This is a genomic window from Bradyrhizobium nivariense (assembly GCF_029846695.2).
In the GTDB taxonomy this organism is placed as follows: domain Bacteria; phylum Pseudomonadota; class Alphaproteobacteria; order Rhizobiales; family Xanthobacteraceae; genus Bradyrhizobium.
In genome coordinates this window covers 1-14,599 of the sequence record NZ_JARWCR020000047.1, presented here as the reverse complement: position 1 = coordinate 14,599, position 14,599 = coordinate 1, and the positions used below count along the sequence as shown (strand labels likewise).

Annotated in this window: 13 protein-coding genes; 10 read left to right on the top strand and 3 right to left on the bottom strand. The window is 64.6% G+C overall.

Going from position 1 to position 14,599, the window contains the following annotated elements:
• Positions 1–189: 189 nt before the first annotated feature.
• The 3 genes from QCM77_RS30120 to QCM77_RS30110 form a co-directional block, all read right to left on the bottom strand.
• Positions 190–1,584: a M20/M25/M40 family metallo-hydrolase gene (locus QCM77_RS30120; protein WP_279686021.1), complete on the bottom strand. Its 1,395-nt coding sequence runs from the start codon at positions 1,582–1,584 to the stop codon at positions 190–192.
• 65 nt (positions 1,585–1,649) lie between these two features.
• Positions 1,650–2,978 carry a glycosyltransferase family 87 protein gene (locus tag QCM77_RS30115; RefSeq protein ID WP_279686020.1) on the bottom strand — a complete coding sequence of 443 codons (1,329 nt, stop codon included), beginning with the start codon at positions 2,976–2,978 and terminating at the stop codon, positions 1,650–1,652.
• A 133-nt stretch (positions 2,979–3,111) separates the two neighbouring features.
• Positions 3,112–4,740: a helicase HerA-like domain-containing protein gene (locus QCM77_RS30110; RefSeq protein WP_279686019.1), complete on the bottom strand. Its 1,629-nt coding sequence runs from the start codon at positions 4,738–4,740 to the stop codon at positions 3,112–3,114.
• Positions 4,741–5,088: 348 nt separating this feature from the next.
• Between QCM77_RS30110 and QCM77_RS30105 the strand changes: the two genes are divergently transcribed.
• The 10 genes from QCM77_RS30105 to QCM77_RS30060 all read left to right on the top strand — a co-directional run bounded on the left by QCM77_RS30105 (position 5,089) and on the right by QCM77_RS30060 (position 14,366).
• The gene (locus QCM77_RS30105; protein ID WP_279686018.1) at positions 5,089–5,454 is read left to right on the top strand and encodes a DUF2267 domain-containing protein; all 366 of its coding nucleotides are present in this window, start codon (positions 5,089–5,091) and stop codon (positions 5,452–5,454) included.
• Positions 5,455–5,480: 26 nt separating this feature from the next.
• The gene (locus tag QCM77_RS30100) at positions 5,481–5,888 is read left to right on the top strand and encodes a DUF4332 domain-containing protein (RefSeq protein ID WP_279665051.1); all 408 of its coding nucleotides are present in this window, start codon (positions 5,481–5,483) and stop codon (positions 5,886–5,888) included.
• 194 nt (positions 5,889–6,082) lie between these two features.
• Positions 6,083–6,943: a dihydropteroate synthase gene (gene folP, locus QCM77_RS30095; protein ID WP_279665050.1), complete on the top strand. Its 861-nt coding sequence runs from the start codon at positions 6,083–6,085 to the stop codon at positions 6,941–6,943.
• Entirely contained in the window at positions 6,940–7,308 is a 369-nt protein-coding gene (gene folB, locus QCM77_RS30090) for a dihydroneopterin aldolase (protein WP_279665049.1), read from the top strand. Before folP ends, folB begins: the two co-directional genes overlap by 4 nt.
• Position 7,309: 1 nt before the next feature.
• Positions 7,310–7,801, top strand: coding sequence for a 2-amino-4-hydroxy-6-hydroxymethyldihydropteridine diphosphokinase (gene folK, locus QCM77_RS30085; RefSeq protein WP_279665048.1), 492 nt, complete (start codon positions 7,310–7,312; stop codon positions 7,799–7,801).
• Positions 7,802–7,881: 80 nt separating this feature from the next.
• Entirely contained in the window at positions 7,882–9,753 is a 1,872-nt protein-coding gene (locus QCM77_RS30080; RefSeq protein WP_279686017.1) for a methylmalonyl-CoA mutase family protein, read from the top strand.
• On the top strand, positions 9,750–10,214 hold the full coding sequence (locus QCM77_RS30075; RefSeq protein WP_279665045.1) for a GFA family protein: 465 nt from the start codon (positions 9,750–9,752) through the stop codon (positions 10,212–10,214). The genes QCM77_RS30080 and QCM77_RS30075 overlap by 4 nt, the downstream gene beginning before the upstream one ends.
• A gap of 23 nt (positions 10,215–10,237) precedes the next feature.
• On the top strand, positions 10,238–12,394 hold the full coding sequence (scpA, locus tag QCM77_RS30070) for a methylmalonyl-CoA mutase (protein ID WP_279686016.1): 2,157 nt from the start codon (positions 10,238–10,240) through the stop codon (positions 12,392–12,394).
• Between the two features lie 71 nt (positions 12,395–12,465).
• Positions 12,466–13,242, top strand: coding sequence for an RsiV family protein (locus QCM77_RS30065; protein ID WP_462804357.1), 777 nt, complete (start codon positions 12,466–12,468; stop codon positions 13,240–13,242).
• Positions 13,243–13,373: 131 nt separating this feature from the next.
• Entirely contained in the window at positions 13,374–14,366 is a 993-nt protein-coding gene (locus QCM77_RS30060; protein WP_279686015.1) for a tripartite tricarboxylate transporter substrate binding protein, read from the top strand.
• Positions 14,367–14,599: the final 233 nt, after the last annotated feature.

The window sequence follows — 14,599 nt, the reverse complement described above, 5'->3', positions numbered from 1 at the left end:
CTGCTATGCAACAATACGTCGGCTATCGGGGCACAGCGGACTCTGGCATGCCGTCCGCCTGGCGAGTTTATAGGTTCACGGCCTAGCGAAGCGTAACCCACCATGCGTGCTCGATCGCAGGGCGAAGTTGGTGGGTTACGCCCAGCGACTGCGCTTCGCACAGCCGCAGGGCTAACCCACCCTACTCAATCACTTCACCTCCGCCAGCGCGGCGAGGATGCGGGCCCAGGAGCGGATGCCTTTCTGGAAGCTGCGGAGATCGTACTTCTCGTTCGGCGAGTGGATGTTGTCGTCGTCGAGGCCGAAGCCGACGAGCAGCGAGTCGAGCCCGAGCGCGCGCTTGAAGTCGGCGACGATCGGGATTGACGCACCCGAGCCCATCAGCACGGTCTCCTTGCCCCATTCCTCCGTCAGCGCAGTCTTGGCGGCGGCGAGCGGCTTCATGTTCCAGTCGAGCGCGATGGCGGGCCCGGCGGAATGATCGCCGAATTCGACTTTGCAGTCTCCCGGAATCCGCGCCGACACATACTCGCGGAAAGCCTTGCGTATCTTTTGGGGGTCCTGCCCTTCGACCAAGCGGAAGGAGACCTTTGCCGAGGCGTGCGACGGGATCACCGTCTTGGAGCCCTCGCCGATATAGCCGCCCCAGATGCCGTTGACGTCGCAGGTCGGACGCGTGGAAGCCTGCTCGACCAGGAGCCGGCCCTTCTCGCCGGCCGGGAGTGAGAGCCCGATGGGCTTGAGGAACGTGTCCGGCGTGAAGTCGAGCTTCTTCCACTGCGCGAGAATGTCCGGCGGCGTATCCTTCACGCCGTCATAGAAGCCGGGAATGGTGATGCGGTTGTCATCGTCGAACAGCCCGCCCAGAATCTTCGTCAGCACCCGGATCGGGTTCATCGCGCTGCCGCCGAACACGCCGGAATGCAGGTCGCGATTAGCGGCGGTGATCTTCAGTTCTTCGTAGAGCAGGCCCCGCAGCGAGGTCGTGATGGCCGGCGTGTCGCGGTCCCACATGCCGGTGTCGCAGACCAGCACGTAGTCCGCTTTGAACTCCTGCTTGTTGGCCTCGATGAACGGCACGAAGTTCTTCGAGCCGACCTCCTCCTCGCCTTCGATCAGGAAAGTGACGTCGACCGGCAGCGAGCCCGTCACCTTCTTCCAGGCGCGGCAGGCCTCGACGAAGGTCATGACCTGGCCCTTATCGTCTTCGGCGCCGCGCGCGACGATGATCTTGCGGCCGTCGGCATGGTCGGTGACAACAGGCTCGAACGGCGGACGGTGCCAGAGATCGAGCGGATCGACCGGCTGCACGTCGTAGTGACCGTAGAACAGCACATGCGGCCGTCCGCCCGCGACACTCTTGCCGACGACGGCGGGATGGCCGGCGGTCGGCCTCACTTCCGTCGCAACGCCGAGGCTCGCGATGTCCTTGGCAAGATGCTCGGCCGCCGCCTTGCAATCGGCCGCGAAGGCCGGATCGGCGGAGATCGACTTGATCCGCAACAGCGAGAACAGACGCTCCAGGCTGTTGTCAAAATCCTTGTCGATGTGGTCGAGCACGGATTGAAGCTGCGCATTGGCCATGGTCGTATTTCCTGCGTTCGAGTCCCAAGACGTCGGGGCTCAAGATGTCTTTTCAAGAAGTCTTCTCAAGAGGTTTTGGCTTTTAGCGCTGCCGCGGCCTTGGGACCAGCCGCTACCGGCGGATGCCGGATGTGCCATGCGAGACTAGCTGCGAGGATCGCCGTGGCGACGAGGTTATTGCCCCAGGCCTGGAAGATATTGGGAAACCACGGCAGCGCCAGCAGCATGAGGACGCCGGCGGCGCCAAGGGCGAGCCAGGTTCCCAGTCGTACGTTCGCTCGCTCGTCGAAGGCGGCGCGATGCATCAGCACCGTCATCGGGAAAAACAGCCACATGAAATAGTATTGCCGCGCCAGGGGCGATGCCACCGTCATCAGGCAAAACAGGATGCCGAGCTCCTCCGCATCCGAGCGCGCCGTTCGCCGCGCTTGCCGTGGCATGACCGCGACGAAGCCGAGTCCCAGCAACGCCGACAGCGCCAGCACGATCCAGTTCGCCGTCCTGTAGTCGACGTCGATGACATTCATCCTGCGCGGCGGCTTGTTGGGATCCTCCTGATTGTAGTTGATCGGGCGGACGAGCCGATGGGTGACGGCGATGAGGGACTGGTTGACCCACGACCAGTTCTGCTCGTCGCGCTGGCCAAAGCCCTTTTCCGAGCTCGACCCGACCATGCCCTGATACCAGGTCTTCAGCTCGGCGGCGTTGCGCTCGAAGCCGCGGATCGGCGCCGGCACGACATAGAGAAGCATGCCGGTGAAAACGACCGTAGCGACGACGGCCCCCCATTTCCGCCGCCAGACCAGATAGGGCAGCACCGCGATCGGAAACACCTTGATGGCAGTCGCGAGTCCGAACATGAAGCCCGCGAGCCAGGAGCGTTGATGCTGCAAGCTCCAGAAGCCGTAGAGCATCATCGCCAGCAGGACGAGGTTCGGCTGACCGAGGTCGAACATGTCGAACACGAAGGTCACGGTGACGAGAGCGGGCAGTGCCTCCAGCCAGGGGCCGGGCCAGCGGCCCGAACCGGTCATGGCATTGGACAACATCCCCGTGTACCACCACGCCAAAACATTCAGGATCGACAGCACGGTGTAGAGCGCGATCTTGCCGAACCAGCTCGGAATCGCCAGCAGGATCGCCGGCAGCGGTGGGTAGATGAACTCGAAGTACTCACGGATGTCGCCGGGATACAGCGGCCCACCCTGCAAGACCTGCTGCCCGGCCCAGTACCACAGCCCGTAATCCTTGGTCTTGCCGTGCCCGAAGATCTCGGGACCGATGACGTCGGCGGTTAGAATGAAGCAGCAGAGCAGGAAGAGCAGGTCGAGCGGCGCACGCAGCGACAGGGTTCGGAATGCGCTGGATTTGGCGATAGATTCAGATGAGGTCACGGTTTGGTCCAGTCAGGGGCCATAGCACCTAGCAGACCGACGGGCGCTTGGAGAGTCCTGTTCACCCGAATTTGTACCCGTCGCGCACAAGCGGCGGGTTTGCGGACCAATTGCCTCAAACAGGGCTTTCTGCCTACCGCCGCAGCAAGCCGCCGAGCGCGCCGCGGACCAACGTGCGGCCGATCGAGCCACCGAGCTGGCCGGCGACCGACTTGCCGATATTGGCCGCCATCCCCCCGATCACCTGGTTGGTCATCGATCGGGTCACGTCGCGCGCGATGACCTGGCCCGTCGACAGGCGGCCGCGCTTGACATTGGTGCCGAAGATGGTGCCGACGATCGAGCCGATCTGGCCGAGGATTCCACCGCCTCCAATTCCGCCAGCCGCGCCGGGATCGACAGTCGCAGCCGTGCCGGCAATGCGCTTCTGGATCATCTCGTAGGCGGACTCTGCATCAACGGCGGTGTCATATTTGCCCTTCACCGGGCTTGCATCCATGATCGCCTTGCGTTCTTCCGGCGTGATCGGTCCGATCCGGGCCGATGGCGGCCGGATCATCACCCGCTCGACCATTGCCGGCGTGCCGTTGCCTTCGAGAAAGGACACCAGCGCCTCGCCCTTGCCGAGCTCCATGATCACCTTGGCGGTGTCGAGCTTCGGGTTGGGCCTGAAGGTCTGGGCTGCGGCGGCGACCGCCTTCTGGTCACGCGGAGTGAAGGCGCGCAGCGCGTGCTGCACCCGGTTGCCCAATTGCCCGAGCACGCGGTCGGGCACGTCGACGGGGTTTTGCGTCACGAAATAGACTCCGACGCCCTTCGAGCGGATCAGGCGCACCACCTGCTCGATCTTGTCCATCAGTGCCTTGGGCGCGTCGTTGAACAGCAGATGCGCCTCGTCGAAGAAGAACACCAGCTTCGGCTTGGGCAGGTCGCCGGCCTCGGGCAGCTCCTCGAACAGTTCTGACAGCATCCACAGCAGGAATGTCGCGTAAAGCCGTGGGCTCTGAAGCAGCTTGTCGGCGACGAGGATGTTGACCATGCCGCGGCCGTCGCGGTCGGTCTTCATGAAGTCCTTCAGCGTCAGCGCCGGCTCGCCGAAGAATTTGGTGCCGCCCTGGTTCTCCAGCACCAGGAGCTGGCGCTGGATGGTGCCGACGGTCGCCTTGGTGACATTGCCGAAGCCTTGCGCCTCCTTCTTGATGTCGGCAAGCGGGCTTTCCTCGGCATCCGCCCCCTTCTTGCCGGCATCCGGCACGATGGCATCGAGCAGCGCGCGCAGATCCTTCATGTCGATCAGCGTCAGCCCGTTGTCGTCGGCGACGCGGAAGGCGACGTTGAGCACGCCTTCCTGCACGTCGTTCAGGTCGAGCATGCGTGCGAGCAGCAGCGGCCCCATTTCCGTGACGGTCGCCCGTACCGGGTGGCCCTGCTCGCCGAACACGTCCCAGAACACCGTCGAGAACTGGTCGGGCTGGAACGTCAGGCCCATCTCGGTGGCGCGCTTGACGATGAAGTCCTTGGCCTCGCCAACCTCGGAGATGCCGGAGAGGTCGCCCTTGATATCGGCCGCGAAGACCGGAACACCGGCGCGCGCAAATCCTTCCGCCATGACTTGCAGCGACACCGTCTTACCGGTTCCGGTTGCACCCGTGACGAGGCCGTGGCGATTGGCGAGCGCCAGCGTCAGCCATGCCTGCTCGTCTCCCTTGCCGACGAAGATCTTATCGTCGGTGTCGCCGAGCTTGCTGTCCTGTGCGGTCATTATTCTCTCTGATCTCTCTGCCGTGTTTCGCGTATCGAAACTCAAATGCGCCAGTTCCTTAGTTTAACGCATGTCGCGCGCCGATTAAAACCATTCAACGCGCTCCAAGCATGCGACATTGTCGGAAACATGCGGGCGGCATCCGCCGAAAGTAGGAAATACGCATTCGCACCGCGGCATTTTTTCGCCGATTCCATCTCCGCTCTTGCATCGCTGCAACACTTGTCGCGCGTTCGAGAGTGAATCGGAACTTGGTCGCGTTCATCGCTTGTATTTCACATCACACCGGCTCAAGATCATTTTCGAAAGCAATACTCCGGCATGTGAACCGGCTGAGGGGCAGGCCATATGGACGAGCTGATCGGACGGCTGGCGACAAACGCCAGCATAGATAGTGCTGTCGCTGAAAAGACCGTCGGCATTATCCTGGGCTTCCTCCGTAACGAGGGTCCTTCCGACAGTGTCCAAACCCTGATCGATCATATCCCCGGTGCGGAGGCCGCTATCGAGGCGTCCAGCAGCGGCGGCGGACTGTCGCGGCTGATGGGCGGCGGCCTGATGGCGCTCGGCACGCGCCTGATGGGCCTGGGACTTGGCATGTCCGAGATTCAGAACGTCGCCCGTGAACTTTTTCGCTTCGGCCGAGACAAAATCGGAGCGGATCAGATGGGCAAGATCATCGCGGGGACCCCGGGCCTCAGCCAGTTCGCCTGAAGCCTGCGCATTTCATATCGAGCATCATGACATATCCGATCTCCGAGATTGAGGGCCTGTCGACCTTTGCCGCCAACAAGTTGAAGGCGCAAGGTATCCGCACCACCGATGCGCTGCTCGAGGCGGCCTCGACCGTGAAGGGCCGCAAGGCGCTCTCCGCCAAGACCGGCATCAGCGAGCAGTCGCTGCTGGAATGGGCAAACGTCTCCGACTACATGCGCATCCCCGGCATGGGCCGGGCCAAGGTCGGCCTGGTCCGCGCCGCCGGCGTCACCACCGTGCGCGAGCTCTCCTATCGGAATCCGGCAAGGCTCGCCCAGAGCATGCGGGATGCCAACGAGAAGAAAAAGCTCCTCCGCATCCTGCCCTCGGAGAAGTCGGTCGGCGACATCATCGCCAAGGCGAAGAAGCTGCCGCCGAAGATTTCGTATTAGGTCGTCCTCTCTCGGCATACGACCCGCGGCGTTAGCTCTCGGTGTCATACCCCGCGAAGGCGGGGTATCCAGTACGCCGCGGCTCCTCCGTATCATCGCAATGCCTCGGAATACTGGATTGCCCGCCTTCGCGGGCAATGACAGCGAGGGTGTTGGTCTTGACTCCCCCTCCCTGACCGCGCAAAGCCACGCGCATGAATGCCTCGCCCTCCCCATCCGTCCCGGCGGCCGGTTCAGTCGGGCCTGACGTGCTGCGGACGCTGCTGCAGCGGCCGATCCCGGCGGTGATGGGCGTGCTCAACGTAACCCCGGATTCCTTCTCCGACGGCGGCGAATTCATCGCGCCCGAGCAGGCAATCGCGCGGGCGCGGGCGATGATCGAGGCCGGGGTCGACATCATCGATATCGGTGCCGAGTCCACCCGGCCTTACAAGGGCGCCCGGCCGGTCACGGCGGAAGACGAGCTGGTACGGCTCGAGCCGGTGCTATCAGGCGTCGTGTCGCTCGGCGTGCCCGTCTCGATCGACAGCATGAAAGCGGAAGTGGTGGCCTTCGCGCTCGCCCAGGGCGCGGCGATCGCCAACGACGTCTGGGGCCTGCAACGCGACGCCGGCATGGCGTCGCTGGTGGCCGCTAAGGGCGTCCCCGTCATCGTCATGCACAACCGCGACAGCGTCGATCCCGCCATCGACATCATCGCGGACATGAAGGCGTTCTTTCAGCGCTCGCTGGAGATCGCGGCACAAGCCGGCATCGCCCGCGACAAGATCGTGCTCGATCCCGGCATCGGCTTCGGCAAGACCGCCGAGCAGAGCATGATTGCGCTGGCGCGGCTGCGTGAATTCGACATGTTCGGCCTGCCGGTCCTGGTCGGCGCCTCGCGCAAGCGCTTCATCGCTTCGGTGTCGCCGTCGGAGCCGAAAGAGCGGCTCGCCGGCTCGATCGCCGCGCATCTGATCGCCGCACAGCGCGGCGCGAAAATCATCCGGACCCATGACGTCGCCGAGACCTTGCAGGCCCTGCGAGTGGCGCACGCAATCGAGAGCAAGCAATGACCGATACGATCTTCGTGACCGGCCTGTCGATCCATGCCCGCCACGGCGTGATGGATCACGAAACAGAAGTCGGCCAGCGCTTCGTCATCGACCTCGAGCTCTACACCGACCTGTCGGAGCCTTCGCGCAGCGATCGGCTCGCCGACACCGTGTCCTACGCCGAGGTCGTGGCGACCACGACCGCGGCGTTCAAGAACACCAATTACAAGCTGCTGGAGCGAGCGGCCGGCGCGGTGGCCGACGCCATCCTGTCGCACTTTCCGCGCATCCGCGCCGTCAAGATCACCGTGCACAAGCCGCATGCGCCGATTGCCGCGATCTTCGACGACGTCGGCATCATGCTGACGCGCGCGCGGCACCCCTGACATGGCGAGCGTCCTCATTGCATTCGGCGGCAATGTCGGCGATGTCCGCGCGACGTTCCAAAAGGCGATCGCCCATATCTGCGGCATGGCGCAGGCCGCGTTGATCGCGCGCTCCGCCGACTATACGACGCCGCCCTGGGGCGACGAGGACCAGGCGCCCTTCATCAACGCCTGCATCGAGATCGAGACCAGCCTCGATCCGCATGCGCTGCTGTTCGTGATGCAGAAGATCGAGCAGAAATTCGGCCGCACGCGCGACAAGGAGCGGCGCTGGGGGCCACGCACGCTCGATCTCGACATGATCGCCTATGACGATGTGTCGATGCACAAGCCCGACCTGACCCTGCCGCATCCGCGCCTGTTCGAGCGTGCCTTCGTGCTGGTGCCGCTGGCCGAGATCGCGCCTGACCGCGTGATCGCAGGCATTCGTGTCCGTGACGGGCTGGCCAGCGTCTCGACGCAAGGCATTGAGCGGCTTCCGGATACCGGTTAACCAAAAACAACCGTTTGCAGGGACGGCCCGCCGTGGCAATTTCGCCTGCGAACAACAAGATTTCGGGAGCCCCTCGCCGCATGACCTCCGCGACTGACGACCTGCCGCTGGCGGCGGATTTTCCCAAGGCGACCGTCGAAGACTGGCGCAAGCTGGTCGATGGCGTGCTGAAGGGCGCGCCGTTCGAGAAGCTGGTCGGCAAAACCTATGACGGAATCAAGATCGATCCGCTCTATCCGCGCGCTAAGGGCATTGCGCCCGTGGTGGGGCGGCCGGCGGCGGCGCCCTGGCAGATCATGCAGCGGATCGACCACCCCGATGCGGCGGCCGCGAACGCGCAGGCGCTGACCGATCTCGAAAATGGCGCGACGGGGCTTGCGCTGGTGTTCGCCGGCGGCAATGGCAGCCACGGTTTTGGTCTGGAACCAACGGCCGATGCGGTCGCACGAGTCTTGAAGGACATCCACCTCGACGCCGGCATCGGCCTCGAGCTTCAGATCGGTCCGCAATCACGGATGGCGGCGATCCATGTCGCGGAATATGTGAAGAGCGGGGGTCTCGATCCCGCCGCCTGCGACATCCGCTTCGGGCTCGATCCGCTCGCGGCCGGCGCGGTGTGGGGCCACAGCCCCTATACCTGGGACGAGATCGTTCCGGCCGTCACCGGCGGCATCAAGGGCCTCGCCGCGCTCGGCTTCAAGGGGCCGTTTACGTCCGCCGACGGGCGCGTGATCCACGATGCCGGTGGCTCCGAGGTGCAGGAGCTCGCCTTCGTGCTCGCCTGCGGCGTCGCCTATTTGCGCGCGATCGAAAGCGCCGGCGTTCCGCTGGAGCAGGCGCAGGGCATGGTCTATGCACGGCTTGCCGCAGATGCAGACCAGTTTTTGACCATGGCAAAATTCCGCGCGCTCCGGCTGCTGTGGGCACGGATCGAGACGGCATGCGGGCTCACGCCAAAACCGCTGTTCATCGCCGCCGATACCGCCTGGCGCATGCTGACGCAGCGCGATCCCTATGTGAACATGCTGCGCGCGACCATGGCGACGTTTGCGGCCGGACTTGCCGGCGCCAACGCGATCACCGTGCTCCCGCACACTCTGGCGCTGGGTCTGCCCGATCCGTTCGCGCGGCGCGTTGCGCGCAACACGCAAGCCGTGCTGCTGGAAGAAAGCAACCTCGCCAAGGTCAGCGATCCCGCGGCCGGCGCAGGCGGCATCGAGACGCTGACGGCGCAGCTCTGCGACGCCGCCTGGGCGCTGTTCCAGGAGAGCGAGAAAGCCGGTGGCGCCTTCGCCGCGCTTCAGCAGGGCCTGTTCCAGAGCAAGGTCGCGGCCGCGCGAAAGGCGCGCGACGCCAATATCGCAAAGCGCCGCGACGTGCTGACGGGCGCCAGCGAATTTCCGAACCTGCACGAGAGCGACGTGGCCGTGCTGCCGGCGACGCCGGTCGCACTGGCGCCTTACGGCGAACAAAAATACGAATTCGACGCGCTGCCGCCGATCCGGTTGGCGCAGCCATTCGAGATGCTGCGCGACAAATCCGATGCGGCGCTGAAGGCGCGCGGCGCACGGCCCAAAGTGTTTCTGGCCAATCTCGGCACGCCCGCCGATTTCACCGCGCGCGCGACCTTTGCCAAGGGCTTCTTCGAGGCCGGCGGCATCGAGGCCATCGACAGCGAGGGCTTTGCCGATCCAGCCAAGCTGGCCGCCGCGTTCAAGGCTTCCGGCGCAGAGCTTGCCTGCCTTTGTTCCGGCGACAAGGTCTATGCGGAACACGGCGAAGCCGCGGCGAAGGCCCTGCAAACCGCAGGCAGCAGACATATCTATCTGGCAGGCCGCCCCGCTGAAGCCGAGGCGGCATTGCGGGCTGCCGGCGTCACGGGCTTCGTCTTCGCCGGCGGCGATGCGCTTGCCACGCTGCAAGACGCCTATCGACGGATGGAGCAGGCATGACGGAAACAGTCAAACCAGTGCTCACCGGCGGGTGCCAATGCGGCGCCGTGCGATTTGCGGTCTCGGCGGCACCCGCCAAGATCAGCATTTGTCATTGCCGGATGTGCCAGAAGGCGACGGGCGCGCCGTTCGCCTCCTATGCCGACATCGAGAAAACCGACTTTGCCTGGACCAAGGGCACGCCGTCGGCGTTCCAGTCCTCGTCGATCGCAATGCGCGATTTCTGCGCTGCCTGCGGCACGCCGCTCAGCTTCCACCGCATCGACGGCCCGCGCATCGAGATCATGACCGGCACCTTCGACCGCCCGGATCACGTGGTACCGACACGGCAATATGGAACCGAATCCCGGCTCGGCTGGGTCGTCGGTATCGCCAATCTGCCGAGCCAGACCACGCAACAGAATTATGGGCCGGAGAAGATGGCGACCATCGTCAGCCATCAGCATCCGGACCATGATTGAGCGCCCATGATATGGTTGAAGCCATGAGCCGCATTCCCAATTTTGCAGACATCGCCTTCGAGCGCATCGCCACCGCCGCACCCGCCGGCAGCGCCGAGCCGTGGCTGACGCCCGAGGGCATCCTGGTGAAGCCCACCTATGGCGAGGCGGATCTGGCCGGCCTCGATTTCCTCCAGACCTATCCGGGCATCGCCCCGTACCTGCGCGGCCCCTACCCGACCATGTATGTCAACCAGCCCTGGACCGTCAGGCAATATGCTGGCTTCTCCACGGCGGAGGATTCCAACGCGTTCTACCGCCGCAACCTCGCGGCGGGCCAGAAGGGTCTTTCGGTCGCCTTCGATCTCGCCACCCATCGCGGCTATGACAGCGATCATCCGCGCGTCGGCGGCGACGTCGGCATGGCCGGCGTTGCCATCGATTCCATCTACGACATGCGCACGCTGTTTGCGGGGATTCCGCTCGACCAGATGAGCGTGTCCATGACCATGAACGGCGCGGTGCTGCCGATCCTCGCGCTCTACGTTGCCGCCGCGGGCGAACAGGGCGTAGCGCCGGAAAAGCTCTCAGGGACTATTCAGAACGACATTCTGAAAGAGTTCATGGTGCGCAACACCTATATCTATCCGCCTGCACCCTCGATGCGGATCATCTCGGACATTTTTGCGTACACCTCGCAAAAAATGCCGAAATACAATTCGATCTCGATCTCCGGCTATCACATGCAGGAGGCCGGCGCGACGCAGGACCTCGAGCTCGCCTATACGCTGGCCGACGGCGTCGAATATCTTCGCGCCGGCCTTGCCGCAGGTCTCGACGTCGACCGCTTCGCGCCGCGCCTGTCGTTCTTCTGGGCGACCGGAATGAACTTCTTCATGGAAGTGGCCAAGATGCGCGCCGCGCGGCTGCTCTGGGCGAAGCTGCTGAAGCCGTTCAATCCCAGGGATCCGCGCTCGCTGTCGCTTCGCACGCATTGCCAGACATCCGGCTGGTCGCTGACCGCGCAGGACGTCTTCAACAACGTGATGCGCACCACCGTGGAGGCGATGGCGGCGACGCAGGGCCACACCCAATCTCTGCACACCAACGCGCTCGACGAGGCGCTCGCACTTCCGACCGATTTCTCGGCCCGCATCGCCCGCAACACCCAGCTCTTCCTGCAACAGGAGAGCGGCACCACCCGCATCATCGACCCCTGGGGCGGCTCGTATTATGTCGAGCGTCTCACGCGCGACCTCGCTGCGAAGGCCTGGGGCCACATCCAGGAGGTCGAGGAGCTCGGCGGCATGGCGAAAGCGATCGAGGCCGGCGTGCCGAAACTGCGCATCGAGGAAGCTTCGGCCAAGACCCAGGCCCGGATCGATGCCGGCAAGCAGGCGGTGATCGGCGTCAACAAGTACAAGCCGACGGATGAGGCACCGATCGACATCCTCAAGGTCGACAACACCAATGTCCGCCGGCTCCAGATCGACAAGCTGACGCGGCTGAAATCCGAGCGCAACCAGACCGATGTCGACGCCGCGCTCGCCGCGCTGACGCGCTCGGCCGGCGAAGGCAACGGCAATCTCTTGGCGCTCGCCATCGACGCTGCGCGGGCGAAGGCGACTGTCGGCGAAATCTCGGACGCAATGGAAAAGGTGTTCGGCCGGCACCGTGCCGAGATCAAGTCCATCACCGGCGTCTACAAGCGGGAGGCGTCCAGCATGGGTAACCGGGTCGAGAAGGTTCAGGCGCTGATCGACGCCTTCGAGGAGGCGGAAGGCCGCCGCCCGCGCATCCTGGTCGCAAAAATCGGCCAGGACGGTCACGACCGCGGCCAGAAGGTGATTGCGTCCGCTTTCGCCGATATCGGCTTCGACGTTGACATCGGACCGCTGTTTGCGACCGCCGACGAAGCCGCGCGACAGGCGGTCGAGAACGACGTCCACATCCTCGGCGTCTCCTCGCTCGCTGCCGCCCACCTCACCGCCGTGCCGGAACTGAAGGCCGCGCTGAAGAAGCAGGGCCGCGACGACATCATGATCATCATCGGCGGCGTGGTGCCGCCGCAGGACTACGACGCGCTCTATGCGGCCGGCGCCGAAGCGATCTTCCCGCCGGGCACGGTGATCGCGGATGCGGCGGAAGAGCTGATCCGCAAGCTGAATGCGCGGCTCGGACATAGCGAGGCGGCGGAGTAGTTCGGCCGCCGCTCGGCGCTTTTATGGATACTCAAGTGACATATCGAGCAAATGCGTACGCAGGCTTGCTCTTGCGCACCATCGCCACGCTATCGGCCGTTGCAGCGATCGCCCTGGTCTCGCCGTCTCTCGCCGCCGACCCCAAACCCGACACGGTCGTGAAGAACAAGAGCATCGAGGCCCGCGTATTCCTCGACGACAAGATCAAGGTCGACACGGCGCTGGCGGCCGACTGCCTGGCTGAAGGCAAGAAATGGCTCGACAAGAACGCGTCCGAGGCCGCCGCCTCGCGCAAAGAGGACCCGCAATTCTTCAAGGATGGCGGCTGGGACTTTGTGCGCAAATACGACATCCGCTCCGTCGTCGCCGAGCGCTATGTCAGCATTCTCCGCAACGACTACATGGACACCCATGGTGCCCATCCCAACTCGGACGTGAACACGATCCTGTGGGACAAGGCCGAGAACAAGCGCATCTCGATCCGCCCGTTCTTCGCTGAGACCGCCGACAACGGGGCGACCATGAAGGCGATGGTGAAGGCGGTGATCGCATCGCTCAAGGTCGAGAAGAAGAAGCGCGACGCCAGCGCGACCGCGACCGACGAATGGTTCAAGAGCGTGGAGCCGAGCCTGCTCAAGATCGGCGCGGTGACGCTCGCGCCTTCAACCGACGCGGGCAAGAGTTCCGGCCTCACTTTCCACTACCCGCCCTATGCAGTCGGGCCCTACGCCGAGGGCGAATATGTCGCATTCGTGCCGTGGGAAACGCTGAAGCCTTATCTCACCGCGGAAGGCACCCGCATCTTCGGCGGCGCGCGGCCGAAGGGCGACGCGGAGGAGCCGCAGTGATCATGGTTTGAGTGGCGCCGCGTTGCTCACAGCGCGCTGGTAGCGCTACCTTGCAGCGGCGCTGCAAAGCCGACTAGAATGTCGCCATTGACAAGAGCGCCCGGTGTCACGGGCGCCGCTGGGAGGCATTGATGTCCAAGATTTCGCGCCGCACTTTTGCGGTTTCTTCTGCTGCGGTTGCGGCATCCGCCGCATTCGGTCTCACACCCGCACTTGCGCAAGCCTATCCGGCGCGGCCGGTCACCGTGATCGTGCCGTGGGGCGCGGGCGGCGGCACCGACGCGACTGCGCGCATTGTCGCAGCGCTCCTGGAGAAGGATCTCGGCCAGCCCTTCAACGTGGTCAATCGCACCGGCGGCTCCGGCGTCGTCGGCCATACCGCGATCGCGACCGCGCAACCCGACGGCTACACCATCGGCATGCTCACCGTCGAAATCTCGATGATGCACTGGCAGGGCCTGACCGAGCTGGCGCCGAAGAGCTACACCCCGCTCGCGCTGATGAACGAGGACCCGCCGGGCATCCAGGTTTCCTCTTCCTCGCCTTACAAGACGGTGAAGGACCTCGCCGACGCCATCAAGGCCGCGCCTCCGGGCAAGTTCAAGGCCTCCGGCACCGGCCAAGGCGGCATCTGGCATCTCGCGCTGGTCGGCTGGATGCAGGCGATGGGCCTGCCCGCCAACCAGGTCGCCTGGGTGCCGTCGAACGGCGCCGCGCCCGCGATGCAGGACCTCGCCGCCGGCGGCCTCGACCTCACCACCTGCTCGGTACCGGAAGCCCGCGCCATCATCGAGGCCGGCAAGGCCAGGAGCCTTGCCATCATGGCGCCGGCGCGCAATCCGATCTTCAAGGACGTGCCGACGCTGAAGGAGGCGATGGGCATCGCCTACGCGACCGGCGCCTGGCGCGGCATCGGCGCGCCGAAGAACCTGCCGCCGGAGCTCGCAACGAAGCTCACCGCGGCGCTGAAGAAGGTCTATGACTCCGCCGAGTTCAAGGACTTCATGAGCAACCGCGGCTTCGGCACCGTGTGGGGCGATGCCGGCCAGTTCGGCAGCTTCATGGACAAGGGCGACGCCCAGATGGGCGAAGCGATGAAGGCGGCGGGTTTGAGCAAGGCGTGATTCTTCACCTCTTCCCCGCGCGCGGGGAGAGGTCGAATTCGAGCTCTGCTCGAATTCGGGTGAGGGAGCTTCCACGAGTCCAACTCTCACCGTCCTTGCGGAGACTCCCCTCACCCCAACCCTCATCTGCGCTAGGTTAGTCGTGCGCGGAGATTGTCGTGTTGTTTTTGGCGCCGTCGCGGTGGTTCGCAGAGGTGGCGGCGGGTTCGGCTGAAGAGATTACGGACAGCCTG

Bases quoted from the DNA above. Each gene is read 5' to 3' on its own strand.
- QCM77_RS30120 (WP_279686021.1), bottom strand. From the start codon at position 1,584: ATGGCCAATGCGCAGCTTCAATCCGTGCTCGACCACATCGACAAGGAT.
- QCM77_RS30110 (WP_279686019.1), bottom strand. From the start codon at position 4,740: ATGACCGCACAGGACAGCAAGCTCGGCGACACCGACGATAAGATCTTC.
- QCM77_RS30105 (WP_279686018.1), top strand. From the start codon at position 5,089: ATGGACGAGCTGATCGGACGGCTGGCGACAAACGCCAGCATAGATAGT.
- QCM77_RS30100 (WP_279665051.1), top strand. From the start codon at position 5,481: ATGACATATCCGATCTCCGAGATTGAGGGCCTGTCGACCTTTGCCGCC.
- folP (WP_279665050.1), top strand. From the start codon at position 6,083: ATGAATGCCTCGCCCTCCCCATCCGTCCCGGCGGCCGGTTCAGTCGGG.
- folB (WP_279665049.1), top strand. From the start codon at position 6,940: ATGACCGATACGATCTTCGTGACCGGCCTGTCGATCCATGCCCGCCAC.
- folK (WP_279665048.1), top strand. From the start codon at position 7,310: ATGGCGAGCGTCCTCATTGCATTCGGCGGCAATGTCGGCGATGTCCGC.
- QCM77_RS30080 (WP_279686017.1), top strand. From the start codon at position 7,882: ATGACCTCCGCGACTGACGACCTGCCGCTGGCGGCGGATTTTCCCAAG.
- QCM77_RS30075 (WP_279665045.1), top strand. From the start codon at position 9,750: ATGACGGAAACAGTCAAACCAGTGCTCACCGGCGGGTGCCAATGCGGC.
- scpA (WP_279686016.1), top strand. From the start codon at position 10,238: ATGAGCCGCATTCCCAATTTTGCAGACATCGCCTTCGAGCGCATCGCC.
- QCM77_RS30060 (WP_279686015.1), top strand. From the start codon at position 13,374: ATGTCCAAGATTTCGCGCCGCACTTTTGCGGTTTCTTCTGCTGCGGTT.